The sequence below is a fragment of the Gemmobacter aquarius genome, assembly GCF_003060865.1.
GTDB lineage: Bacteria > Pseudomonadota > Alphaproteobacteria > Rhodobacterales > Rhodobacteraceae > Paragemmobacter > Paragemmobacter aquarius.
This window is the reverse complement of sequence record NZ_CP028918.1, coordinates 989,103-1,012,787: the sequence shown is the minus strand read 5'-3', so window position 1 is coordinate 1,012,787 and position 23,685 is coordinate 989,103. Positions and strand designations below refer to the sequence as shown.

General features: G+C 65.3%; 24 protein-coding genes. 8 read left to right on the top strand and 16 right to left on the bottom strand.

Annotated features, from left to right (window positions below):
- Positions 1-218 precede the first annotated feature (218 nt).
- On the bottom strand, positions 219-842 hold the full coding sequence (locus HYN69_RS04890; RefSeq protein ID WP_108434763.1) for an ImuA family protein: 624 nt from the start codon (positions 840-842) through the stop codon (positions 219-221).
- A gap of 96 nt (positions 843-938) precedes the next feature.
- Between HYN69_RS04890 and HYN69_RS04885 the strand changes: the two genes are divergently transcribed.
- The 3 genes from HYN69_RS04885 (at position 939) to HYN69_RS04875 (ending at position 3,212) form a co-directional block, all read left to right on the top strand.
- A complete protein-coding gene (locus tag HYN69_RS04885) occupies positions 939-1,976 on the top strand; it encodes an aldo/keto reductase (protein WP_108434762.1) in 1,038 nt (345 codons plus the stop codon).
- 96 nt (positions 1,977-2,072) lie between these two features.
- The gene (locus tag HYN69_RS04880; protein ID WP_108434761.1) at positions 2,073-2,621 is read left to right on the top strand and encodes a hypothetical protein; all 549 of its coding nucleotides are present in this window, start codon (positions 2,073-2,075) and stop codon (positions 2,619-2,621) included.
- A 66-nt stretch (positions 2,622-2,687) separates the two neighbouring features.
- Positions 2,688-3,212 (top strand): lipocalin family protein, encoded by a 525-nt coding sequence (locus HYN69_RS04875; RefSeq protein WP_108434760.1) that lies wholly within the window; start codon positions 2,688-2,690, stop codon positions 3,210-3,212.
- 165 nt (positions 3,213-3,377) lie between these two features.
- Here HYN69_RS04875 and HYN69_RS04870 read toward each other — a convergent pair whose 3' ends face one another.
- Positions 3,378-4,235, bottom strand: a complete 858-nt coding sequence (locus HYN69_RS04870; RefSeq protein ID WP_108434759.1) for a helix-turn-helix domain-containing protein — start codon at positions 4,233-4,235, stop codon at positions 3,378-3,380.
- Positions 4,236-4,362: 127 nt separating this feature from the next.
- On the opposite strand from HYN69_RS04870, the gene HYN69_RS04865 reads away from it, so the two are divergent.
- From HYN69_RS04865 to HYN69_RS04845, 5 genes are all read left to right on the top strand, one after another.
- Entirely contained in the window at positions 4,363-5,304 is a 942-nt protein-coding gene (locus HYN69_RS04865; RefSeq protein WP_230426485.1) for a fatty acid desaturase, read from the top strand.
- Positions 5,305-5,370: 66 nt separating this feature from the next.
- Positions 5,371-5,928 (top strand): YceI family protein, encoded by a 558-nt coding sequence (locus HYN69_RS04860; RefSeq protein WP_108434758.1) that lies wholly within the window; start codon positions 5,371-5,373, stop codon positions 5,926-5,928.
- A gap of 16 nt (positions 5,929-5,944) precedes the next feature.
- Positions 5,945-6,484, top strand: a complete 540-nt coding sequence (locus tag HYN69_RS04855) for a cytochrome b (protein WP_108434757.1) — start codon at positions 5,945-5,947, stop codon at positions 6,482-6,484.
- A 150-nt stretch (positions 6,485-6,634) separates the two neighbouring features.
- Complete coding sequence (metG, locus tag HYN69_RS04850; RefSeq protein ID WP_108434756.1) at positions 6,635-8,353, top strand: methionine--tRNA ligase; 1,719 nt, start codon at positions 6,635-6,637, stop codon at positions 8,351-8,353.
- A 97-nt stretch (positions 8,354-8,450) separates the two neighbouring features.
- On the top strand, positions 8,451-9,440 hold the full coding sequence (locus tag HYN69_RS04845) for an aldo/keto reductase (RefSeq protein ID WP_108434755.1): 990 nt from the start codon (positions 8,451-8,453) through the stop codon (positions 9,438-9,440).
- Positions 9,441-9,604: 164 nt separating this feature from the next.
- Here the strand turns inward: HYN69_RS04845 and HYN69_RS04840 are convergent, their stop codons facing one another.
- The 14 genes from HYN69_RS04840 to HYN69_RS04775 all read right to left on the bottom strand — a co-directional run bounded on the left by HYN69_RS04840 (position 9,605) and on the right by HYN69_RS04775 (position 23,628).
- Positions 9,605-10,978: an amidase gene (locus HYN69_RS04840; protein WP_108434754.1), complete on the bottom strand. Its 1,374-nt coding sequence runs from the start codon at positions 10,976-10,978 to the stop codon at positions 9,605-9,607.
- Positions 10,979-11,070: 92 nt separating this feature from the next.
- Positions 11,071-12,510, bottom strand: coding sequence for a mannitol dehydrogenase family protein (locus HYN69_RS04835; protein ID WP_108434753.1), 1,440 nt, complete (start codon positions 12,508-12,510; stop codon positions 11,071-11,073).
- A gap of 13 nt (positions 12,511-12,523) precedes the next feature.
- On the bottom strand, positions 12,524-13,312 hold the full coding sequence (locus HYN69_RS04830) for an SDR family NAD(P)-dependent oxidoreductase (RefSeq protein ID WP_108434752.1): 789 nt from the start codon (positions 13,310-13,312) through the stop codon (positions 12,524-12,526).
- A gap of 10 nt (positions 13,313-13,322) precedes the next feature.
- Positions 13,323-14,108 (bottom strand): L-iditol 2-dehydrogenase, encoded by a 786-nt coding sequence (locus HYN69_RS04825; protein ID WP_108434751.1) that lies wholly within the window; start codon positions 14,106-14,108, stop codon positions 13,323-13,325.
- 2 nt (positions 14,109-14,110) lie between these two features.
- Positions 14,111-14,881, bottom strand: a complete 771-nt coding sequence (locus tag HYN69_RS04820; RefSeq protein WP_108434750.1) for an L-iditol 2-dehydrogenase — start codon at positions 14,879-14,881, stop codon at positions 14,111-14,113.
- Positions 14,878-15,876 (bottom strand): ABC transporter ATP-binding protein, encoded by a 999-nt coding sequence (locus HYN69_RS04815; RefSeq protein ID WP_108434749.1) that lies wholly within the window; start codon positions 15,874-15,876, stop codon positions 14,878-14,880. The genes HYN69_RS04820 and HYN69_RS04815 overlap by 4 nt, the downstream gene beginning before the upstream one ends.
- A 7-nt stretch (positions 15,877-15,883) precedes the next feature.
- Positions 15,884-16,714, bottom strand: coding sequence for a carbohydrate ABC transporter permease (locus tag HYN69_RS04810; protein WP_108434748.1), 831 nt, complete (start codon positions 16,712-16,714; stop codon positions 15,884-15,886).
- Positions 16,715-16,724: 10 nt separating this feature from the next.
- A complete protein-coding gene (locus HYN69_RS04805; protein WP_108434747.1) occupies positions 16,725-17,597 on the bottom strand; it encodes a carbohydrate ABC transporter permease in 873 nt (290 codons plus the stop codon).
- A gap of 204 nt (positions 17,598-17,801) precedes the next feature.
- On the bottom strand, positions 17,802-19,115 hold the full coding sequence (locus HYN69_RS04800; RefSeq protein ID WP_108434746.1) for an ABC transporter substrate-binding protein: 1,314 nt from the start codon (positions 19,113-19,115) through the stop codon (positions 17,802-17,804).
- A 206-nt stretch (positions 19,116-19,321) separates the two neighbouring features.
- A complete protein-coding gene (locus HYN69_RS04795) occupies positions 19,322-20,281 on the bottom strand; it encodes a sugar-binding transcriptional regulator (RefSeq protein WP_216824656.1) in 960 nt (319 codons plus the stop codon).
- Complete coding sequence (locus HYN69_RS04790; RefSeq protein ID WP_108434744.1) at positions 20,278-20,964, bottom strand: HAD family hydrolase; 687 nt, start codon at positions 20,962-20,964, stop codon at positions 20,278-20,280. Before HYN69_RS04790 ends, HYN69_RS04795 begins: the two co-directional genes overlap by 4 nt.
- Before the next feature lie 166 nt (positions 20,965-21,130).
- Positions 21,131-22,060 carry a ribokinase gene (locus HYN69_RS04785; protein WP_108434743.1) on the bottom strand — a complete coding sequence of 310 codons (930 nt, stop codon included), beginning with the start codon at positions 22,058-22,060 and terminating at the stop codon, positions 21,131-21,133.
- 4 nt (positions 22,061-22,064) lie between these two features.
- Complete coding sequence (locus HYN69_RS04780) at positions 22,065-22,517, bottom strand: RbsD/FucU family protein (protein WP_108434742.1); 453 nt, start codon at positions 22,515-22,517, stop codon at positions 22,065-22,067.
- 58 nt (positions 22,518-22,575) lie between these two features.
- Positions 22,576-23,628 carry an ABC transporter ATP-binding protein gene (locus HYN69_RS04775; RefSeq protein WP_108434741.1) on the bottom strand — a complete coding sequence of 351 codons (1,053 nt, stop codon included), beginning with the start codon at positions 23,626-23,628 and terminating at the stop codon, positions 22,576-22,578.
- Between the last annotated feature and the right edge of the window lie 57 nt (positions 23,629-23,685).

Here is a 23,685-nt window from a genome sequence, read left to right as displayed (position 1 = left end):
CGCCTTCGATCCCGCCCTACGCTCCGCCACCCCGCACCGCACCGCACCAGTCCCTCCAGCCCTCAACCCAAACCATCCCTCCCCAAACCCGCAATCGGCACGCCTTCACCTTTGCCGAAATACTCTCGGGGGAAGGCCGCAGGCCGCGGGGGGCAGACAGCCCCCCGAAGAATTTTCTCCGAAAATTCTTCTCGCGCCCCCGCGCAGCGCCCGAACCGTCAGGCCACCTCCACCTCGCCCCGTTCCCCCCGCCTCAGCGTAAACGCCGCAGGCCCCTCGCCCCGCGCCCGCTCGCGCTCCAGCCGCCAGACCTCGCCCCCCTCCAGCAACCCCGAGGCCGAGGGCGAAAACCCCATCCGCCAGCGGCTTTCCACCCCCGCAGCCCCCCCCGCCCCCGGCGTCAGCATCAGCCCCAAGGGTGCGATCCCCCGCCGCGCCTCTGCCGCCTCGGCCCCGCTTTCGGCGGCAAGGTTCAACCGCCGCACCGGCGTCAGCCCCGGCACCTCGGCCAGTTCGGCCACCACCAGCGGCACCGCCCCCGACCGCAGCGCCTCTTCCATCGCCCAAAGCATATCCTCGCCCCGCCGCGCCTGCGCCATCACCAGCCGCCCCGGATCGGCGAATGCAGCCAACCCGTCGGGATAAAGCCGCTCGCCCTGCCACGCCGGAGCAATCCACAACACCGGCCCCGCGCAGCGCCCCATCAGCATCGCCGCCAGCACCACCCGCGCCGGACCGCAGATCTCGTGCACCCGCCCGCGCAGCAGCGCCAGCCCGCCCGCAAGCGTCTGCCTGCCCCGTGAAGCCCTCGGCCCGAACTGATCCAGAATCGGCAATGACATGCTTTGATCTTGACATGTTCTCTTTACGTTCTCAATCCTGCCCCTTGCCCCCGCCTCGCCTCCCGCTACGCTCCGCGCCAACAAACGGAGCACCCCATGAAAACCATCCCCCTCGGCACCACCGGTCTTTCGGTCTCGGAACTCTGCCTCGGCACCATGACATGGGGCAGCCAGAACACCCAAAGCGAAGCCCACGCCCAGATGTCCCTCGCCCTCGATCACGGCGTCACCTTCTGGGACACCGCCGAGATGTATCCGGTTAACCCCGTCCGCGCCGAAACCGTCGGCCGGACCGAGGAAATCATCGGCACATGGTTCGCCAAAAACCGCCGCGACCGCGTGATCCTCGCCACCAAGATCACCGGCAAAGGCGCTGTCGTCCGCGACAACGCCCCCATCACAGGCGCCTCCCTGCGTGCAGCCGTCGACGGCTCGCTACAACGCCTGCAAACCGATTACATCGACCTCTACCAACTGCACTGGACCAACCGCGGCGGCTATCACTTCCGCCAGAACTGGGCGTTCGACCCCTCTGGCCGCGACGCGGGCGAGGTCACCGAAAACATGCTCGACGTGCTCACCGCCGCCGCCGACCTGATCCGCGCCGGCAAGATCCGCCACATCGGCCTGTCGAACGAATCCGTCTGGGGCACCGCCCGCTGGCTCCACCTCGCAGCCCTCCACGACCTGCCGCGCATGGCCACCGTGCAGAACGAATACTCCCTCCTCTGCCGCCAGTTCGAGACCGACTGGGCCGAGCTTTCCGCGATGGAGAACCTGCCCCTCCTCGCCTTCTCGCCCCTCGCCACCGGCCTTCTCACCGGCAAATACCGCGGCGACGCCACGCCCGCAGGCTCGCGCCGCACCCTCAACGCCGACCTCTCGGGTCGTGCCACCGCCTCCGCCCATGCGGCGGTCGAAACCTACCTTGCCATCGCGGCAAAACACGGGCTCGACCCCGCGCAAATGGCCATCGCCTTTTGCCGCACCCGTCCCTACCCCAACATCCCGATCATCGGGGCCACCAGCCTAGCACAGCTTGAAACCAACATCGGCGCGGCAAACATCACCCTCACGCCCGAGGTTCTGGCCGATATCGCCGCCGCATGGCGCGCCCACCCGCAACCCTACTGAAAGCCGCCGCGCCCACGGCCAGCCGCTTGCGCATCCCCGCCGGATCGTGCCCTAGTGGCACGGTCCCCCAAAGGCGTGACCCCAAAGGCATGACAGATGCGCAGGCTCCTTCTCCCCGTCCTTCTCGCCACCCTCGCCGCCTGCACTCTGTCGCTTCCGGGCAAAACCGCCCGCGACACCCCCGCCGCCGCCATCCTTCCCGGCCCCGTCGAGGTCACCACCCTCGCCGCCCCGCCCAGCGCGATTGCCACAGCGGCACCCACACCGACTGCTCCCACGGCAGCCGACGCCGCCACCCCGAACCAGACACCCCGCCCCGAACCGCGCCCCACCCGACCGGCCACCCGACCCGCTCCAGATCAGACACCCGACCAGACACCCGACCCGGCCGCAACCACCCCCCGCCCCTCCCCCGAACAAAGCGCCTGTCTGGCCAAGGGCGGCATCTGGTCCGCCAACGGCACATCGCCCCTGCGAACCTGCGTGACGCGCACCCGCGACGCAGGCAAATCCTGCCGCAAGGAAACCGACTGCGACGGCCTCTGCCTCGCCCGCTCGCGCACCTGCGCGCCTGTCAAACCGCTTTTCGGCTGCAACCCGATCCTGCAAGCCGACGGAACCGAAGCGACCCTTTGCATCGACTGACCGCCCCATTCCCCGAAGACCCCCATTCCCCGAAGACCCCCCTTCCCCAAAGAAAAGACCCCTCCCTTGCGCCCCAGCCTCCTCCTCCTCCTCGCCGCCTCGGCCCTTGCCCTTGCCGCCTGCTCCAGCGCAACCAAGCGCAACGGCTTCCGCAGCGACGCCCCGATCTATTCCAACGCCGTCCTGAACCTCGCCCAGACCCAGGGCCGCTGGGCACAGGTCGCCAGCTTCGCCCGGCAGCCCGATGCCGAATGCCGCGCCGGCGGGGCCAGCATCATTGAAACCGCAGCCGGCCTCTCCATCCTCGCCCGCCTCTGCCTCGACGGCGAGGCACTCGACATCAACAGCCCGCTTGCCATCACCGGCCCCGGACGCCTCACCCCCACCGGCGACGCCCCCGCGCCCCTTGACCGCGCATGGTGGGTGCTCTGGGCCGACACCGATCTGCGCACCCTCGTCATCGGCACGCCCGACGGCAGCTTCGGCTTCATCCTGAACCGGGGCGCCCCCCTCACCCCCGACCGTCTCGCCGCCGCAAAGCAGGTGCTCGTCTTCAACGGCTACGACACCACCCACCTGCAGGTCTGGTAACACCCCCCGCTTTCATGCTCGCTCAAATATCCTCGGGGGGAGGCCGTCAGGCCGTGGGGGCAGACAGCCCCCCTGCGCCACCAGCCGACGCGCGGCCCCGCCGGACGGCTAATCAAACCCTAACGCAGCGCGCAAAAACTGTGCATCGGTTGTGCATAGCACCCCTCACCCCAGACGCGCCCGCAGCCCCCGCAGATGGTCCGGCACCTCGCGCGCCGAAAAGGCGGCCTCCTTCACCAGCCAGTCGAAATGCGCCGCAATGCTTGCCACCCGCGCCGAATCGCGAAAAGCAAGATAATGCCGCCCAAGGTAAACCACCGCCAGAAGCGGGCCGAAGATGGTGACAGGCGCCGAAAACACCCGCCGCGCATCGAACAGGTATAGCCGCAGCGACGGGTAAAGCTGCTCGGTCAGCAGGATCAGCCGGTCCAGTTGCTCGCGCCGCAGCGCCAGCGGCAGCCCCTCGTAATAGCCCGTCCCGCCCGCGAAAGCCTCCAGCTCATGCAGCGGCAGCGCGATCTCGTAATCCGACCGCGCCCCCCGCATCCATGCCAGCCGATCCTCGAACGCGCCCAGCGCCTGCTCGGCGGTGCGCCCCAGTTGCGGTCGGTATTCCCATTCCACCATCGCCCGCGTCTTCAACATATCGGGCAAAGTTGCCGGAACATGCCGTATCTTGTAGCCCGCAGCCTCACGGTGCCAGCCAAAGATCGTCTCGTCGATCAGCGCGCGCGGCGCTTCCGTCACAGTCAGCGACGTGGCAAGCAGGTCCGCCAAAGGCTCGGGCCGGGCCGCCAGCCCCAGCAGCCAGTCGGCGCTGATCCCCAAAGCCGCCGCGCAATCCGCCGCCAGCTGCGCGTTGGGCAACCGCGTTCCATCCCCCAGAAGCTGCGAGATGGTCGAGCGGTCCACCCCCGTCGCCCGCGCCAGTTCCGACCGGTTCATCCCCCGCTCGGCCATGGCCTCGGCCAGCCGCGCCCGGAACATCACAGCCCGGTCCCGCTTGTCCATTATCCCCACCATTGGTGACTTTCCTCAACAAACGTGACATTCTGTTGCCCATCTTCAGGATTCAGAGCGCAGCGGACAAGTGCTATTCTCTCCAGACAGGCTGAAAGCGTGCAATGACCGGCCAAACCTGGGGACGAAGTTGAACACCAAAGACCAAGGCGTGGAATGGCCCACGCTGATCCTGCTGGCCGCAACCTACACCCTCTGGGCGCTCGCTACGTCTCTGATATACCACAACTTTCCGGCGCTCGCGATCCTCCTCACCGCCCTCGCCATCGCCCAGTATTCCTCGCTCCAGCACGAAATCCTGCACGGCCACCCCTTCCGCTCGCCCCGCCTGAACGAAGCCTTGGCCTTTCCCGCTCTCAACCTGACGGTCCCTTTCCAACGCTTCCGCGACACCCATCTTGCCCATCACCATGACCCGATCCTGACCGATCCTTACGACGACCCCGAATCGAACTATTGCGACCCGCAGGTCTGGGCCACCCTGCCCGCCCCCGTCAAAGCCTTGATGCGCCTCAACAATACGCTCCTCGGTCGCGTGACCATCGGCCCCGTCCTCGGCAATATCCTCTGGCTCAAGAACGAAGCGATCCAGCTTTGGGCCAACGCCCGCGGCACCCGCCGCGCATGGGCATTGCACGTTGCAGGCCTCGCCCTCGTCGCCCTCTGGCTCTCGGCCACCGCCATGCCGTGGTGGGCCTACCTTGCCGCCGCCTATCTCGGCCACGCGATCCTGAAAATCCGCACCTTCCTTGAACACCGCGCCCACGAAGCCGCCCGCGCCCGCACGGTGATAGTAGAGGATCGTGGCCCCCTCGCCCTGCTATTTCTCAACAATAACCTGCATGTAGTCCACCACATGCACCCTTCGGTTCCATGGTACCGCCTGCCCGAAACCTATGCCGCCAACCGCGACCATTACCTGCGCCGCAACGAAGGTTACGTCTACCGCAACTACCTCGAGGTGATCTTGCGCTACTTCCTCCGCACCAAGGACCCCGTCCCACATCCGCTGATGCCCGCCACCGCGTCGAACCAGCACACGGTCCAAATAGGGTCCGAAGCGATCACCTGATCGCAATAGCGCAACCAAAGCCCCTGCGCCGTGCTACACTTTCGAAATCCCAAGGAAAGTGAAGCCATGCGTCTCGCCGCCATCCTGATCCTGCTCGCCCTGCCAGCTCAGGCCGCCCCGGTGCCCTACGATCTCCAGGCCGACCAGTCGACCGTCGGATTCGAGACCGATTTCGGGCCCGACCACATCACCGGCGCAATGCCGGTCAAATCCGCCCATCTGGTGCTCGATTTCGAGCAGGTCGCCAACAGCGTGATTGACGTAGCGCTCGATGTCAGCAACGCCAACGCCTCTTTCCCTTTTGCCGCACAGGCGATGAAGGGCCCAAAAGTCCTTGATTCCGCACAATTTCCCGAAATGACATTCCGCTCCAGCGTGGTCAGCCGCGCGGGCGATGGCGCCTCGGTCGACGGCGCGCTGACCATCCGCGGCGTCACCCGCCCCGTAACGCTCGCCGCCAGCATCTTTCGCCAGCAGGGCCACGACGCAGGCGATCTTTCGCGCCTCACCATCCTCTTGACCGGAACGGTCAACCGCTCCGACTATGGCGCCACAGGCTGGGCCGACATGGTCGGAGACGAGGTTCGCCTGAAGATCACCGCCCGCATCGCCCGGGCCGACTGAACAGGGGACAGGCCGCATGCTGTACCGCAACACCCCCGACCGCTTCGGCCTTGTGACCCGCGCCCTGCACTGGTCGGTCGCGGGTTTGATCGTCGTGCAACTCTCGCTCGGTTTCCGCATCGCCGACCTGCAACCCGGTCTTGCCAACCTCTGGCTCTATTCCCTGCACAAATCGCTCGGCCTGACCGTTTTCGCCCTCATGGCCATCCGCATCCTCTGGCACCTCGCCTCGCCCCCGCCCGCCCCGCAAGGTGGCGGCTGGCAGGCCCGGGCAGCAAGGGCGGTGCATTGGACCATCTACGCGCTGATGATCCTGATCCCGCTTTCCGGCTGGGTCGCCAGCAGCGCCACCGGCATCGACGTGATGCTCTTTGATCGCTTCGTCGTCCCGCCCATCGCGCCGGTTTCGGAAACATGGGAAACCACGGGCTTCGCAATCCACGCCGTCGCCACCAAACTGCTGATGGCTCTCCTTGCACTCCACATCGGCGCAGCCCTGAAGCGCGAGATGGACGGCGACGGCACCCTGACCCGCATGATCAAAGGCCGCCCCTGACCCGCCATCGGGAAAGCGTTTTCTGACACAGAAAACGCACCGGAATTTTACAAAAATTCCGCCTGCAAACCGCCCGCAGCGCCCCTATCCTCTGGCCCTTGCGCGCGCCCCGCGCTAGAACCCGCGCCGGACCGGACGAAAGGCGCTGCCATGGCACGAATTCTGATCACTTCCGCCATCCCCTACATCAACGGGATCAAGCACCTCGGCAACCTTGTCGGCAGCCAGTTGCCCGCCGACCTCTTCGCCCGCTTCATGCGCGCCCGCGGCCACGAGGTGATGTTCATCTGTGCCACCGACGAACACGGCACCCCCGCCGAACTCGCCGCCGCCAAGGCCGGCAAGCCGGTCGAAGACTACTGCGCCGAGATGCATCAGGTGCAAAAAGACCTCGCCGCAGGCTTCCGCCTGTCCTTCGACCATTTCGGCCGCTCGTCATCGCAGCGCAACCACCGCCTGACCCAACATTTCGCGGGCAAACTGGCCCAAAACGGCCTGATCGAGGAAGTGCTTGAAAAGCAGGTCTTTTCCATCGACGACAACCGCTTCCTGCCCGACCGCTACATCACCGGCACCTGCCCCAACTGCGGCAATACCAGCGCGCGCGGCGACCAGTGCGAGGAATGCACCAAGCAGCTCGACCCGACCGACCTGATCAACCCGCGCTCGTCGATCTCGGGCTCGACCAACCTCGAAGTGCGTGAAACCAAGCATCTCTTCCTGCGCCAGCGCAGCCTGCGCGACAAGTTGGAAGCATGGATCGACTCCAAAACCGACTGGCCGATCCTCACCACCTCGATCGCCAAAAAGTGGCTCAATGACGGTGACGGGTTGCAAGACCGCGGCATCACCCGTGACCTCTACTGGGGCATCCCGGTGAAAAAGGGCGACGAACCTTGGCCGGGAATGGAGGGCAAGGTATTCTACGTCTGGTTCGATGCCCCAATCGAATATATCGCAGGCACCGCCGAATGGGCCGATGCCAATGGCCAGCCCGATGCGGCATGGGAACGTTGGTGGCGCACCGACAAGGGCGCGGCGGATGTGACCTATTACCAGTTCATGGGCAAGGACAACGTGCCCTTCCACACCCTCTCGTTCCCCGCCACCATCCTCGGCTCGGGCGAGCCTTGGAAGCTGGTCGATTACCTCAAATCCTTCAACTACCTGAACTACGATGGCGGCCAGTTCTCGACCAGCCAGGGCCGCGGCGTGTTCATGGATCAGGCGCTCTCGATCCTGCCCGCCGACTACTGGCGCTGGTGGCTGCTGTCCCACGCCCCCGAATCCTCGGACAGCGAATTTACATGGGAAAACTTCCAAGGCTCGGTGAACAAGGATCTCGCCGATGTTCTCGGCAACCTCGTCTCCCGCGTTACCAAATTCGCCACCTCGAAATTCGGCACGACCATCCCGGCAGGTGGCACCTTCGGTCCGCAGGAAACCGCCCTCATCGCCGACCTCGGCGCACGTATCCGCGAGTATGAGGCGCTGATGGAGCAGATGGAAGTCCGCAAGGCCGCCGCCGAACTCCGCGCGATCTGGGTCATCGGCAACGAATACCTGCAATCCGCCGCCCCGTGGAGCGTGGTCAAGACCGACCCCGAACAGGCACAGGCGCAGATCCGCCTCGCGCTGAACCTGATCCGCGTCTACGCGATCCTCTCGCAGCCCTTCATACCCGACGCCTCGGCTACGATGATGCAGGCCATGGGCTCGACCGACTGGTCATGGCCGACAGACGTGCCCGAAGCCATGCGTGCCCTGTCCGCAGGTGCCACCTTCTCGGTCCCTGAAAACCTGTTCCGCAAGATCACCGACGAAGAACGCGCCGACTGGCAAAGCCGCTTCTCGGGCATCCGCACCTGACCGCATTTTCTGCCTGAAAATATCCTCGGGGGGAGGGTCGCCTGCGACCCGTTGGGGGCGGAAAGCCCCCCTCCCCGCCAGCCACAGGAACAGCACCATGACCCTTTCCACCACCCCCTTCGGCAAGACCGGCCGCACCACCACCCGCATCGGCTTTGGCGCATGGGCCATCGGCGGAAGCTGGGGCGACGTGTCGGAAGCCGACGCACGCGCCACGCTGGAAGCCGCCCTCGACGCAGGCATGACCTTCATCGACACCGCCGATGTCTACGGCGATGGCCGGTCCGAACGCATCATCCGCGATGTGCTGAAAACGCGGCAAGACAAACCCTTCGTCGCCACCAAGGCGGGCCGCCGCCTGACCCCGCATGTGGCCGCAGGCTACACCCCCGCCAATATCGAAGCCTTCATCGACCGCAGCCTGACCAACCTCGGCATAGATTGCCTCGACCTCGTGCAACTCCACTGCCCGCCGACCGAAACCTATTACCACCCCGCGCTCTTCGACGGGCTGGAAGCCCTGAAACAAAAGGGCAAGATCGCACAATGGGGCGTCTCGGTCGAAAAGGTGGAAGAAGCGCTCAAAGCCATCGAATACCTCGGCTGCGCCTCGGTCCAGATCATCTACAACATCTTCCGCCAGCGCCCCGAAACCCTGTTTTTCCGCGAGGCAAAGGCCCGCGGCGTCGCCATCATCGCCCGCGTCCCCCTTGCGTCAGGCATGCTGACGGGCAAGCTGACCGCCGAAAGCCAATTCGCCGCCGACGATCACCGCGCCTTCAACCGCAATGGCGAGGCGTTCGACATGGGCGAAACCTTCTCGGGCGTGCCCTATGACGTGGCGCTGCAAGCGGTCGAAGACCTGCGTGCCCTCGTCCCCCAGGGCGCCACGATGGCCCAGTTCGCCCTGCGCTGGATCCTGATGCAGGATGCCGTCACCGTGGTCATCCCCGGCGCCCGCACGCCCGCACAATCCACCGCCAACGCCGCCGCCGACGCCCTCGCCCCCCTGCCCGCCGCCACCATGGCCGCAGCCCGCGATGTCTATGACCGCCTGATCGCCCCCCACGTCCACCAGCGCTGGTAAGGCAGGGGGGCTTTCCGCCCCCCTCGGCTTCGCCTCACCCCCCGAGGATATTTGGGCGAGTGTGAAAAGGCAAAAAGCTAGCTGCTTTCATGCTGGCCCAAATATCCTCGGGTGAGGTTTGGAGAGGGCAGACAGCCCTCTCCAAGGCCAAGGCAGGCAAGACGTCAGGCGACAGGCACCACGCCCGCCAAAACCTCGCCGGCCGCCAATAGCACATCCTCGCGATGCCAATCGGCCAGCAGTTGCACCCCCATGGGCGCTGCACCCGTCAGGTCGGTCGTCACAACCAACCCCGGCAAGGCCATCAGCGGTGGTGCGATCTGCGGCAGTTGCGCGTCCAGCACCCGCGCGAAATCCGCCTCTGACCGCACGTCCAACTGGTCCGCAAAGGGCGGCTCGCCCGACACGGGGCACAGCACCAAGGGCCATTCCGCCAGAAAACATCTCCACAACCGCACCAGCCGTGCCCGCGCCTGCAAGGCCTCCATCACCCCGCCCACCGTCAGCGGCGGCACGATACGGTCCAGACAGCCATAGACGAACACCGCATCGGGATCGCCCTCGCGCATTACGGCCTCAGCCGAGCCGTGGCGCATATCGGCCATCCAGAGCCGCAGCTGCACCTCCCATGCCTCGCGCCACGGCGGCGTCACCGGCTCTTCCACCACGTAGCCCGCCTCGACCAGCCGCCCCGCCGCCGCCAGCAGCGCCGCCCGCACCGCAGGGTGCACAGCCATCCCGTCCGGCGCCACGCAAAGCGCCACTTTCCGTGCCACGGGCGGCCCTTCCAGCGGGGCGGCAATCGCCCAAGGGTCGCGCGGGTCGTGCGCCGACATGACCTGCAACCCCAGCCGCAAATCCGCCACCGACCGGGCCAGCGGCCCTGAAACCGCCATCACCTGCCCGCCGATCAGCCGGTCCGGCGCCGTGGCGTTATAAGCAGGCACCCGCCCCAGAGAAGGCCGCAATCCATGCACCCCGCAGGCATAGGCCGGATAGCGGATCGACCCCGCGATATCGGTGCCATGCGCCAAGGCCCCCATGCCCGACGCCACCGCCGCCCCCGCCCCGCCCGACGACCCGCCCGGAGTGATCCCCGCCGCGCGCGGGTTCAGCGTGGCCCCGTGCAGTGAATTTCGGGTAAACCAGCGCAGCGAAAACGCAGGTGTGTTCGTCCGCCCCACGATCACCGCCCCCGCCCGCCGCAAGGATGCCACCACCGGGCTGTCGCTCTCGGCCACCAGCCCCGCCTGCAGCCGCAGCCCGTTCGTCGTCGCATGGCCCTTCTGGTCGATGTTGACCTTGACCGTGACCGGAACCCCCGCCATCGGCCCGGCATCACCGCCCCGCGCCAAGGCAGCATCCACCGCATCCGCCGCAGCCAACGCCTCGTCGTCACAACGCGCCACGATGGCGTTCAACCGGCCATTCACCGCCTCGACCCGCTTTAGCGCGGCCAAGGCCACCTCGCGCGCCGAGACCTGCCGGGACGCCACCAGTCCCGCCACCTCGACCGCTGTCAGATCGGCCAAACCCATGCGAACCCCTCCCGCCTTGGGTGACGCACATGCAAAGGGCCACCCGTCCAAGGTGGCCCGAGGCTAGGCGCAGGGCGCCGTCGAGGCAACCGTTACCCCTGCAGGTAATCGGCCAGCACCGCCCGCGTGCCCCGCGCACCCAGATCGCGCAGGAAACCTGCAAAGCACGCGATCACTGCCGCATCGCGCCCGACCGCGCCATAGATATCCTCCATCCCCAGCCACACCGCCGGATCCTGCGCCGCAGCCCGCGCCACCGCCTGCAAGCGGTCCCAGTTCGGATCGTTCGGTTCGATCACCGACCCGTCATCGGCCACGCCAGCACAGTAATGGCACCACAGCGCAGACTCGAGGATCAACCCCCGCGGCACCTTCGCCGCCGCCAGAGAGTCGGCAATCGACGGGATGATGAACTTCGGCTGCCGGTTCGACCCGTCCAGACACAGCCGCCGCTCGGTATCGGCCACTTCGGGGTTGGAAAACCGCGACCGGATCAGCGTGTAGTAATCGCCCAGATCCGTCCCCGGCACCGGCGGCACGATGGGAATGATCTCGTCGCGCTCGACCTTGTCGAGGAAACCCGCGATCAGCGGTTCGGCCATCGCCTCGTGCACGTATTCGATCCCCATCAGCCCGCCCGGATAGGCGATGATCGCATGGCCCCCGTTCAGGATGCGGATCTTCATCGCCTCGAAGGCATGGACATGGGGCGTAAACGTCACCCCCACCGCCTCCAGCGGCGGACGGCCTGCGGGAAAATTGTCCTCCAGCACCCATTGCCGGAACGGCTCGCAGGTCACCGGCACCGGATCGTCGCCAAGCCCGAACTTCGCCGCCATCGCCCGTTCGCGCGGGCCGGTCGCGGGGGTGATCCGGTCCACCATGCCGTTGGGGAAGGCCACATTGGCCTGAACCCAATCGGCAAAGGCCGCATCGTACAGCCGCGCCAGCCCGACCACCGCCGCCTGCGTGACATGCCCGTTGCCGGGCAGGTTGTCGCAAGACATTACGGTGAACGGCACCATGCCCGCCGCGCGCCGGAGGCGCAGCGCGGCAAGGATCGCACCAAAGGCCGTCGCAGGCCGCAAAGGGTTCGCCCCGTCCGCCACGATATCGGGATGCGCGGGGTCGAAAGCCCCCGTTGCCGGATCGACGTAATAGCCGCCTTCCGTCACCGTCAGCGACACGATCCGTATCGCCGGATCGGCCATCGCCGCGATCAGCGCCGCATTGTCAGGCTGCACCTCGATGAACCCGACCATCGACCCCACCCGCCGCGCCACATGGCCCGAAGGGTCAAGCTCGATCACCGTCGAAAGACAGTCCTGCGCCATCAGCGCCTCGCGCATCCGCGCGTCGCCTGCCCGCACCCCCGCGCCCAGTATGGCCCAGTCCATCGCCAGCCCCTTGGCAAACAGATCGTCGAGGTAAACCGCCATATGGGCGCGGTGGAAATTGCCCAGACCGATATGCACGATACCGGGTTTCAGCTTGGTGCGGTCATAGGCGGGCATGGCGACAGGTTGGGTCATGGTCTTTGGGCCTTCAGACGGATTTGAGCATCCCGCCGTCCACGTGGAACGTGGCGCCGGTGCAATAGCTCGCACGGGGCGAGCAGAGGAAAACGAAGAAATCGGCCAGTTCCTCGACCGTGCCGAACCGCTTGATCGGCGCATGTTCATCGGCCACCGATTGCAGATACCCCTCCCAGTCGCCGCCCGTGGGGGCGGAAAGCTGCTTGGCGGTCTTGACCCAGTCGGGCGTCAAAATCAGGCCGGGGTTCACCGTGTTCACGCGGATATTGTCCTTGATGAACTCGGTCGACATGGTCTTCGACAGCATCAGCAACGCCGCCTTGGTCACGTTGTAGATCGGCTCGTACCACAGGGGCTGTACCGCGCAGATCGAGGCGTTGTTCAGGATCGCCCCGCCGCCACGCGTCTTCATCATCGGAACCAACCCGCGCGCCAGCCGCACCGCGGCCATCACATGCAGGTTCCAATACTCCAGCCACTTGTCGTCATCGGCCTCGAGGATCGTCTCGTTCGACCCGGTGCCCGCATTGTTCACCAGAATGTCGCAGCCGCCAAAGCCCTGCACGGCCGAAACCAGCGCGGCACAGCCCGCAGCCGTGGCCACATCGGCAGCCACCGCCAGCGCCCGCACGCCATGCGCGGCGCGGATGCCTGCGGCTTCCTCCTCGGCCCGCGCCCCGTCACGCGCCGCGATCACCACATCGGCCCCCTCGGCGGCAAAGGCCTTGGCCACGCCAAGCCCGATCCCGACCGACCCGCCGGTGATCACGGCCACCTTGCCCTTCAATCCCAGATCCATTTCCGCTCCCTCATGCCATCCAGTTGCCGCCATCGACCCCGTAGGTCTGGCCCACCACATATGCCGCAGCGTCCGAGGCGAGGAAAACCGCCATGGCCGCCACCTCGTCGCCCGTGCCGAACCGGCCAAAGGGCACGCCCGCCGCGACCTGCCGCTTCTTTTCGCCGATCTCCAGCCCCTCGGCCTTGGCGAACAAAGCGTCCACGTGGTCCCACATGTCGCTCTCGATCACTCCGGGCGCGATTGCGTTCACGGTGATGCCGTGCCCGATCAGGTTCAGGCCCGCACTTTGCGTCAGGCTGATCACCGCAGCCTTGGTCGCGCAATAGACCGAACCCAAAGGCTCACCCCGCCGCCCCGCCTGACTGGCAAGGTTGATGATCCGCCCGCCAGAGCCTTGCGCGATCATCACCCGCGCCACCGCCTGCATCGTGAACAACGTGCCCGCCACATTCACCGCGAACAGCCGGTCGTAACTTTCCCGCGTCACATCGACGATCGGGGCCAGATCATAGACCCCCGCATTGTTCACCAGCACATCGATCCCGTTAAGGATGCCCAGCGCCGCCGCGACCCCCGCATCGATCCCGTCCTGATGCGACACATCCATCGCCACCGCAGCCACGCCTGCCTCGGCAAAGCCCGCGACCGACCGGTCAGCCACCACGACCCGCGCACCCTCGGCCCGAAAGGCCCGCGCCATCGCAAGGCCGATGCCCCGTGCGCCCCCCGTCACCAAGGCCCGCTTGCCCGCCAACCGCTGCCCCGCCAACCTCTGCCCCGCCAACCTCTGCATGATCAGGCCAGCCAGTTCCCGCCATCGACGCCGAAGGTCTGCGCCACCACGTAATCCGCCTCGCCCGTCGCAAGGAAAATCGCCATCCCCGTCAGGTCCGCCGCCGTGCCCATCCGGCCAAAGGGCACCGCCGCCCCGACCTCGCGCTTCTTCTGGCCCGGTGCCTTGCCCTCATATTTGGCAAAGAACGCATCCACCCCGTCCCAATGCTCGCCGTCCACCACACCGGGCGCAATCGCGTTCACGTTGATGCCATGCTTGATCAGGTTCAGCCCCGCACTTTGCGTCAGCGAGATCACCGCAGCCTTGGTCGCGCAGTAGACCGCGACCAGCGATTCACCCCGCCGCCCCGCCTGCGACGCCATGTTGATGATCTTGCCGCCCTCGCCGCGTGCGATCATATGCCGTGCCGCCGCTTGCAGGCAGAACAGCGTGCCCGCCACGTTCACGGCGAACAGCTTGTCGTAATCGGCGCGGCTGATCTCGGCTATCGGAGCCGCCGAAAACAGCGCCGCGTTGTTCACAAGAATGTCCAAGCGCCCCATCTTGCCAATGGCCGCCGCAAACCCCGCATCAATGCTGTCCTGCGATGTCACATCCATCTGCACCGCATGGGCCTTCGGCCCCAACTCGGCCACCGCCCGCTCCAGCGCACCCGCGTTGATATCCGCCAAGGTGACCGTCGCACCCTCGGCGATATAGGCTCGCGCGAATTCGAACCCGATGCCGCGTGCGGCACCCGTGATCAGCGCCGTCTTACCTGCCAGTCTCATGCAATCGCCTTTCCGTCCGCACCGAAGCGGTGCACTTTGTCCATCTGCGGGGCCAGCCCCACGCGGTCGCCGTGGCGCAACCGCACCTCGCCCGTGGCCCGCACGGTCAATGTGCCGACCCCCTCGACCTCGACCTTCAGGAACGTGTCCGACCCGAGGTGTTCGGCCAAGCCCACCACCCCTTGCCAAGGTCCGTCCGCCCGCACGTCGATATGTTCGGGCCTGATGCCGATGGTCGCCACGCCGACCTTTTCGGCTTCCTCGCCGCCGATCAGGTTCATCTTCGGGCTGCCGATAAAGCCAGCCACAAAGGTGTTGGCGGGGCGATGATACAACTCCAACGGGCTGCCCACCTGTTCGATCCGCCCCGCGTTCAGCACAACGATCTTATCAGCCATGGTCATGGCTTCCACCTGATCATGCGTCACGTAGATCATCGTGGTCTTCAGCGCCTGATGCAGTTCAGTGATCTCTTGCCGCATCGACACCCGCAACGCCGCATCGAGGTTCGACAAAGGCTCGTCGAACAGGAACGCCGCAGGCTCGCGCACGATCGCCCGCCCAATCGCCACACGTTGGCGCTGCCCGCCCGACAACTGGCCCGGGCGCCTATCAAGATAGCTCGTCAGGTTCAGGATACGCGCCGCATTGGCAATGCGCTTCTCGGCTTCCACCGCATCCATCCCCGCCATTTTCAGCGGAAAGCCGATGTTCTTCTTGACCGACATATGCGGATACAAAGCGTAAGACTGGAACACCATCGCCAACCCCCGCTTGGCGGGCGGCAGGGCGGTCGCATCCTTGCCGTCGATCTCGATCACCCCGCTCGTGGTATCCTCCAGCCCCGCGATCAGCCGCAGCAAGGTGGATTTTCCGCAGCCCGAAGGCCCGACGAAAACCACGAACTCGCCATCCTCGACCACCAAATCGATCCCCGGAATGACCGCGACCTCGCCGAACGACTTGTTTACCTGTTTCAGTGTTATCTTGCCCATGTCGCCCTCACTTCACCGCGCCGAATGTCAGGCCACGGACGAGTTGTTTCTGGCTGAACCAGCCCAAAATCAGGATCGGCGCGATCGCCATCGTGCTTGCCGCACTCAGTTTCGCGTAAAACAGCCCCTGCGGCGCCGAGAAACTGGCAATGAATGCCGAAAGCGGCGCCGCCTTGGTGGTGGTCAGCGTGATGGTCCAGAACGCCTCGTTCCACGCAAGGATCACGTTAAGCAGCATGGTCGACGCGATCCCCGGCAGCGCCATCGGCGTCAGCACATAAAGGATCTCGTTCCACAAACCCGCCCCGTCCATCCGCGCCGCTTCAAGGATTTCGGCAGGGATTTCCTTGAAATAGGTGTAAAGCATCCAGACGATGATCGGCAGGTTCATCAGCATCAGGGCCAGCACCAGCCCGATCTTGGTGTCGAAAAGCCCCAGTCGCTGGAACAGCAGATACATCGGGATAAGCACGCCGACCGCAGGCATCATCTTGGTCGACAGCATCCACATCAAAAGGTCTTTGGTCTTGCGCCCCGGCACGAAAGCCATCGACCACGCCGCAGGAATGGCAATCGCCAACCCCAGCAGCGTCGAGCCGATGGAAATCACCACCGAATTCCAGAAGAACCGCGGATAGTCCGACCGCTGCCAGACCTCGGCATAATTCTCCAGCGTCCAATCCGCCCCCAGCAATTCCGGCGGAGTGGCAACGGCAGACACTTCCGTCTTGAAACTGGTCAAGATCATCCACAGCACGGGGAAAAAGATCACCAGCGCCACGCTCCAGGCTGCCAGCGTGGTCAGCAGTTTACGGCGGGTCGATGTCGCGCGAGCCATGGTCTATCCCTTACGTGTCAAGATGCTTGCCGATGCCGCGCATCAGGAAGAACGCGACAATATTGGCGAGGATGACTGCGATGATCCCCCCCGCTGCGGCGCGACCGATATCCTTGGCCACGATCGCCTGCTTGAAGATCATGTAAGGCAGCGTCGTCGACGCCGATCCGGGCCCGCCTTGGGTGGTGGTGTAGATTTCCCCGAATATCCCCAAAAGAAAGATCGTCTGGATCAGGATCACAACCGTGATCGCCCGCATCATATGCGGCAGAATGATATAGCGGAACCGTCCAAAGGCCGAAGCCCCGTCCATCTCGGCGGCCTCGATCTGTTCCGACGACAGCGATTGCAGCGCGGTCAGCAGGATCAGCGTGGCAAAGGGCAGCCATTCCCACGACACGATCGCAATCACCGACCACATCGGATAATCCTGCAGATAGAGGATCGGCTCGTATCCCAGCGCCATCGACACGGCGGCAAAAAGCCCGTTCTGCGGATGCATGAACAGGTTTTCCAGAATCGACGCGGCGACTGGCGGCATCACGAAAAAGGGCGCGATCACAAGGATACGCAAGACCCCCTGCCCCCAGACCGGCTGGTCTATCAGCAAAGCGATCAGCGTACCCAGCACCACCGTGATCACCAACACTCCGCCGACCAGCGCCAAGGTGTTCCCCATCGCCAGCCAGAAATCGGGCGACTGGAAGAACCACGTATAGTTGCGCATGCCAGCCCAGCCCGTGCGATCCGGCGACAGCAGGCGATACAGGCGGAAAGAATAGTAAAGCGTCATGACCAGCGGCACGACCATCCAGAGCAGCAACAAGGCGACCGAGGGCGCCACCATGATACGGGCAGCGATCCGGCTGGAATGTGTGGACATGGAACTAGGTCTCCGAGGTCAGATGGCGCGGAAAAGGATGCCGTCAGAACGACGCGGATAAAAGCTGCAGCACGGGGGTGAAAGCGGGTGTCTGCAACAGGGTCGATCAAAGCGCGGTCATCGAAAGCAAGGGCTTGCGGACCAAAAGCACAGGTCCGCAAGCCGGGGTGTCCCGGGCCGTGAGCGACGGCCCGGAAGCTGTTCTTACTTGATGTAACCGGCGTCGGTCATTTCCGAAACGGCCAGCGTCTGGGCTTCGGCAAGCGCCTCGTCCACGGTCTTCTGGCCAGCCAGGGCTGCCGAGAAGATTTCACCCACGCTCGTCGCAAGGCCAGCGAACTCGGGGATCGCCACGAACTGCACACCGACATAAGGCACCGGCTTGACGGTCGGTTTGGTCGGGTCAGCCGCGTTGATCGAGTCGATGGTCATCTTGGCGAACGGCAGCGCCGCATATTCCGGATTGGCATAAAGCGACGTGCGCGTGCCCGGAGGTGCATTGCGCCAGCCTTCTTTCGAAGCCACGAGCGCGATGTAGTCCTTGTTGGTCGCCCAGTTGATGAAGGTCTTGGCAGCGTCCTTGGCGTCCGACGACGCCGGAACGGCCAGCGACCAAGCCCAAAGCCAGTTGGCCCGCTTGCCAAGGCCTGCGTCAGGTGCCAGCGCAAAGCCCACCTTGTCGGCGAACTCGGACTGCGCCGGATCGGTCAGCGAACCGGCCGAAACCGTAGCGTCCATCCGCATGGCGCATTTGCCCTGCAGCGACAGCGTCAGGTTCTCGTTGTAACCGTTGTTCGAAGCGCCGGGCGGGCCGTATTTGGTCAGCATGTCGACATAGTCGGTCATGACAGCTTTCCACTCCGGCTGGTCGAACTGGGGCACCCAGTTTTCGTCGAACCAGCGCGCGCCATAGCTGTTGGCCATGGTCGTCAGGAAGGCCATGTTCTCGCCCCAGCCCGCCTTGCCGCGCAGGCAGATGCCGTAGATGCCCGCGTCCTTGTCGGTCATCGCGGCAGCAGCGGCCTTGATGTCGTCCCAGGTCGGCGCATCCGGAATGGTGATCCCGGCCTTCTCGGCCAGATCCTTGCGATAGTTCACAAAGGACGATTCACCATAGAAGGGCGAAGCATACAGCTTTCCGTCGACCGTCAGGCCGCCGCGGATCGCGGGCAGCAGGTCATCGACGTCATAATCGGCGGGCAGGTCGTTCAGGCTTTCCAGCCAGCCCTGCTTGCCCCAGATCGGAACCTCGTAGGTGCCGATGGTGATCACGTCATACTGGCCACCGCCGGTCGCGATATCGGTCGTCACGTTCTGGCGCAGGATGTTCTCTTCCAGCGTCACCCACTCGACCTTGATGTCGGGGTGCTTGGCGTAAAAGTCGTCCATCAGGCCTTGCATACGCACCATGTCGCCGTTGTTGACGGTCGCCACGGTGATCGTCGTCTCGGCCATTGCAGCGCCCGAAAGGCAAGCCGCGACCGACGCGCCCAAAAGGGCACGGTAAGTCATTTTCATGGGTAGTCCTCCCTAACAAGCGACTGAGCATTTCATCGCCTATTGAGCAATTACCCATATCAGGGCCTGTTTCGTCAAGCGAAACTTGCACCCCCCTTCGGCAGACAGCCGCGAACCCTGCCGAAAACATGGGCATCGCGCGAACGAAAGCCAAAGCCGGACGGTTCCCCTTGCCTGTCAGGTATTTACCGAAATCCGGTGCGGGCCTAGCCCTGCGCCAGAACAGCCCGCGCGGTCGCCTCGTCGGTGACCAGCCCGTTCAGGATACGGGCAACCAGCGCCGCCCGGATCGCAGGCGCCTTCGACGGCCCCGCCGCCACCCCGATGACCGGACGGCTTTGCCCCGCCACGATTCGCACGCCCCCGACCCTGCTGTTGGTGCCAAGCTCCAGATAGCGACCTTCGCGGTCGAAGACCCAGCCCGCAACCTCGCCGACCGCACCCTGCCGCTGCATTTCGGAAAGCTCGTCAGGCCGCACGAAACCGTCGGCCAGAAGCGGGGCATCGTCGCTCATCTGACCGACACCGACGAATGTCACATCCGCCGCCTTGGCCAGTTCGCGCACCTGCCGCACGGGACGCAAAGACTGGAACGTCGCGTTTTCCTCGGGCGTTTCCGAAATCACCGGCACCGGCATCGGGTAATGCGGCGCGCGCACCTTGTCTGCGATCCGCATGATGACATCGAAAAACGAAGCCGACCCGTCCGGCGCGATATTCCCGATCAGCGATACCAGCCTATGCTGCGGCGCCTCGAGCGCCGCCATGGCATCGACCATGCCCCGCATTGCGCGGCCTGTGCCAAGCGCGATCACCAAAGGCTCGGGCATTCGCAAGAACCGCTCCAACTCGGCCGCAGCGGCAGGCGCGATCCCCTGTACCGCATCATGTCCCGCGCCCAGCGCGGGCGCAACACGGCAACGCGTCAACGAAAACCGTTCGGTCAGCGCCTGCTCCAGCTTAAGGCAGGCCGCAATCGGATGCTCCAGCCGCACATGGATCAACCCTTCCGCCATCGCGCGGCTGACCAACCGCTGCGCCCGTTGGCGGCTGACCCCCAACTCGCGGGCGATCTGGTCTTGCGTCATGCCCGCCACGTAATAAAGCCACCCCGCGCGGGCGGCATCATCCGACTGGCTGGGTTCGGTTTCAGGCAAGGACATCACGACACCTCGAAGACGGGGCGGAACACCGCCGGATGCGCGGCACGCATCGCGGCGAAACTGTCGAAACTCGCTTCCGGCAGGGCGTCGGCCGGCGGCGTCAGATCAAGACCTGCCATGTGGCTGCCCCCCACGAACCGCCAGACCCGCATCCCCGCCGCCAAGCCCGCACGCACCCCGTTCAGCGAATCCTCGATCACCACGCAAGCCGCAGGCGGCACACCCATTTTCGCCGCCGCATGCAGGAACAGGTCGGGCGCAGGTTTGCCACGCGCTACTTCCGAAGCGGTAAAGGCCACCCCTTCGAACAGCGCGGTCAGGTCGGTAATCTCGAGACTGCGCCGCATCCGTTCCGGACTGGACGACGTGGCAAGGCAATAGGGCAGACGCAAGGCGCCGATCGTTTCGACCACACCCTCCATCCGCCGCAAGTCGCGTTCAAAGGCCGCAAGCAGCCGCGCGCGGTAATCGGCCTCGAACCTCTCTGGCAAGGCCACGCCCCAACGGTCGCGCACCTCTTTCAGCACCACGGGGTAGGACCGGCCAAGGAAATGGCGGCTGACGAAAGCCATGTCCATCTCGACGCCATGGCCTTTCAACTCGGCGATCAACTGCCGCGCGCTGATCACCTCGCTGTCGATCAGCACGCCGTCGCAGTCGAATATGATAAGTTGCGGCTCGGTCATGGCTGGATGGTGAACGCCATGGCAGGCCCCGTGTCAACGCCCGATGCAGGGCGGGAATTTTCGCAGAAAATTCGGGGCTGCCGGAAAGGACGAATTTTCTGCGAAAATTCTGATCGGAGGGCTGCCGCCCCCCGAACCCCCTGCGGATATTTATGCCAGCATGAAATCAGGAGCGTGCGAGCAGCGCCTCGATCTCGTCGCGCGAGGGCATCGCGGGCGCAGTGCCCGCACGGGTCACGCTGATGCCCGCCGTGGCGCAGCCGAAGCGCACGGCGTCCACCACATCGCGCCCCTCGCCCAAGGCAACCGCAAAACCGCCATTGAACGCATCGCCCGCGCCGGTCGTTTCGACCACCGGCCCCGCACCGATCACCGGCACATGCACCGACCGCGTGCGGTCGCGGTAAAGCGCGCCCTTTTCGCCCAGCGTTATGATCACCGCCCCCACGCCACGGTCGAGCAGCGCATCCGCCGCCTTTTCCGCCTCGGCCACGGTCGTCACCGGCAGGCCGGTCAGCCCCTCGGCCTCGGATTCGTTGGGGGTCACATAATCGCACAGCGCAAGGATATCGTCGCCCAAAGTCGCCGCAGGCGCGGGGTTCAGGATCGTCTTCGCCCCACCCGCCCGCGCAATTTCAAGCGCGCGCTTGGCCGAAGGGATCGGTTGCTCCAACTGCGTGATGAACACCGAAGCGCCGCCGATCAGTGCTGCCCGTTCTTCGACATCCGCCACCGAAATCCGCCCCGCAGCCCCCGCCGCGACGATGATCGCATTGTTGCCCGTGGCGTTCTCGATAAAGATATAGGCCGCCCCCGTATAGCTGTCGGGGTCTTCCGTGACGGAAGGAACAACCCCCGCACGCGCCCATGTCGCCCGCGCGATATCGGCGAAAGCATCCCGTCCAAGGCGCGAGATGATCGTCACATCCCCCCCCGCCATCGCGGCGGCAACCGACTGGTTCGACCCTTTCCCACCCGGCCCCAGCACAAAGGACGTGCCAAGGATGGTTTCCCCCATCCGTGGCTGACGCTCGGCGCGATAGGCAGTATCGGCCACGAATATCCCCAGAACGACGATCTTTGGTTTGACGTTCATGGCCTCACTCCCCGGGCGGGATCACGCCCTTGCGGAGCATGAAGCAGCCATAGAACCGGCGCTCTCCAGTCTGGATCACGGCATAGGCCTGACGCGCCATGTCGTAGAACGCGAAGCGCTCGATCCCGATCATCGGGCGCGGCTTGCCTTCGGCGGCGTCGATCTCGGCCTGCACCTCGGCCTGCACCGGCGGCACCGTGACCGGATCGCCCACGATCTCCATCCGCCCTGCGAAATCATCGACGAACGTGTCCAGAGGCAGGACCGACAGCACCGCATTCGCCGCCTCGGCCGCCGTCAGGTTCTCCATCCGCAGCAGATAGCCAAGCTGCGTGTCCCGCGCCACGCTGTCGGCGGGAAAATTGGTGTCGCACAGGATCAGCACATCGCCGTGCCCCATCGCCCGCAAACAAGACAACACCTCGGCGTTCAGCCGGTTGTCGATACCCTTCAGCATGTCTTCCTCCCCGAAATCATCAGCACCCTGCCGCGCCCCACCGGAACGGTCAAGCCGGTCAGAACCGCATCCCGCTGGCCTTGTCGAACAGATGCACCCCCGCCGCATCGACCGGCGCCAAGGTCACCGCATCCCCGGGGCGCAGACTGACACGGTCGCGGAACACCGCCGTCAATTCGCCCCCGTCGATACGGATCACCACATGCGTCTCGGACCCCGTGGGTTCGACCACCGCGACCGTGCCTTGCAAGCCCGCCTGCGCCAGCCCCAGATTTTCCGGCCGGATCCCGTAGATCACCTCGCGCCCTTCGGCCACCTGCATGCCGTTCGGCAAAGGCAAGGACGCCCCGCCCGCCTTGACCACACCGCCCTGCACCACGCCTGCGATCATGTTCATCGAAGGCGACCCGATGAAGGCCGCCACAAAGGTGTTCGCCGGACGGTCATACAGTTCCAGCGGCGCACCGACCTGTTCGACCCGCCCGCCCTGCATCACCACGATCTTGTCGGCCATGGTCATGGCTTCGATCTGGTCATGCGTGACGTAGACGGTCGTGGTCTTCAACCGCTGGTGCAACTCGCGGATTTCCGCCCGCATCTGCACGCGCAACTTGGCGTCGAGGTTCGACAGAGGCTCGTCGAACAGGAACACCTGCGGATCACGCACAATGGCCCGCCCCATGGCCACGCGCTGCCGCTGCCCGCCCGAAAGCGCGCGGGGATAGCGGTCGAGATAGGGCGTCAGCCCCAGCACCTCGGCCGCCCGCTTCACCCGCGTGTCGATCTCGGCCTTGTCCATCCCGCGCATCTTCAGCGCAAAGCCCATATTGGCCGCCACCGTCTTGTGCGGGTAAAGCGCATAGTTCTGGAACACCATCGCGATGTCGCGTTCCGACGGCGGCAGGTTGTTCACCAGCCGGTCGCCGATGCTGATCCGCCCCGACGACACCTCTTCCAGCCCAGCGATCATTCGCAGCAGGGTGGACTTGCCACAGCCGGAAGGCCCGACCAGCACCACGAATTCCCCATCCGGAATATCCAGATCCAATCCGTGGATGACCTGTAGCCCGCCATACGTCTTCTTCAACTCGCGGATCGTGACTTCGGCCATCCTCGCACCCTTCCCGGTCGTCCAGCCCTGATTAGGTAGCGAAGGCGGGCGGACCTG

Bases quoted from the DNA above. Each gene is read 5' to 3' on its own strand.
- HYN69_RS04800 (WP_108434746.1), bottom strand. From the start codon at position 19,115: ATGAAAATGACTTACCGTGCCCTTTTGGGCGCGTCGGTCGCGGCTTGC.
- HYN69_RS04885 (WP_108434762.1), top strand. From the start codon at position 939: ATGAAAACCATCCCCCTCGGCACCACCGGTCTTTCGGTCTCGGAACTC.
- HYN69_RS04870 (WP_108434759.1), bottom strand. From the start codon at position 4,235: ATGGTGGGGATAATGGACAAGCGGGACCGGGCTGTGATGTTCCGGGCG.
- HYN69_RS04785 (WP_108434743.1), bottom strand. From the start codon at position 22,060: ATGAACGTCAAACCAAAGATCGTCGTTCTGGGGATATTCGTGGCCGAT.
- HYN69_RS04845 (WP_108434755.1), top strand. From the start codon at position 8,451: ATGACCCTTTCCACCACCCCCTTCGGCAAGACCGGCCGCACCACCACC.
- HYN69_RS04890 (WP_108434763.1), bottom strand. From the start codon at position 842: ATGTCATTGCCGATTCTGGATCAGTTCGGGCCGAGGGCTTCACGGGGC.
- HYN69_RS04840 (WP_108434754.1), bottom strand. From the start codon at position 10,978: ATGGGTTTGGCCGATCTGACAGCGGTCGAGGTGGCGGGACTGGTGGCG.
- HYN69_RS04805 (WP_108434747.1), bottom strand. From the start codon at position 17,597: ATGTCCACACATTCCAGCCGGATCGCTGCCCGTATCATGGTGGCGCCC.
- HYN69_RS04780 (WP_108434742.1), bottom strand. From the start codon at position 22,517: ATGCTGAAGGGTATCGACAACCGGCTGAACGCCGAGGTGTTGTCTTGT.
- HYN69_RS04855 (WP_108434757.1), top strand. From the start codon at position 5,945: ATGCTGTACCGCAACACCCCCGACCGCTTCGGCCTTGTGACCCGCGCC.
- HYN69_RS04775 (WP_108434741.1), bottom strand. From the start codon at position 23,628: ATGGCCGAAGTCACGATCCGCGAGTTGAAGAAGACGTATGGCGGGCTA.
- HYN69_RS04825 (WP_108434751.1), bottom strand. From the start codon at position 14,108: ATGCAGAGGTTGGCGGGGCAGAGGTTGGCGGGGCAGCGGTTGGCGGGC.
- HYN69_RS04835 (WP_108434753.1), bottom strand. From the start codon at position 12,510: ATGACCCAACCTGTCGCCATGCCCGCCTATGACCGCACCAAGCTGAAA.
- HYN69_RS04815 (WP_108434749.1), bottom strand. From the start codon at position 15,876: ATGGGCAAGATAACACTGAAACAGGTAAACAAGTCGTTCGGCGAGGTC.
- HYN69_RS04820 (WP_108434750.1), bottom strand. From the start codon at position 14,881: ATGAGACTGGCAGGTAAGACGGCGCTGATCACGGGTGCCGCACGCGGC.
- HYN69_RS04810 (WP_108434748.1), bottom strand. From the start codon at position 16,714: ATGGCTCGCGCGACATCGACCCGCCGTAAACTGCTGACCACGCTGGCA.
- HYN69_RS04860 (WP_108434758.1), top strand. From the start codon at position 5,371: ATGCGTCTCGCCGCCATCCTGATCCTGCTCGCCCTGCCAGCTCAGGCC.
- HYN69_RS04830 (WP_108434752.1), bottom strand. From the start codon at position 13,312: ATGGATCTGGGATTGAAGGGCAAGGTGGCCGTGATCACCGGCGGGTCG.
- HYN69_RS04880 (WP_108434761.1), top strand. From the start codon at position 2,073: ATGCGCAGGCTCCTTCTCCCCGTCCTTCTCGCCACCCTCGCCGCCTGC.
- metG (WP_108434756.1), top strand. From the start codon at position 6,635: ATGGCACGAATTCTGATCACTTCCGCCATCCCCTACATCAACGGGATC.
- HYN69_RS04790 (WP_108434744.1), bottom strand. From the start codon at position 20,964: ATGACCGAGCCGCAACTTATCATATTCGACTGCGACGGCGTGCTGATC.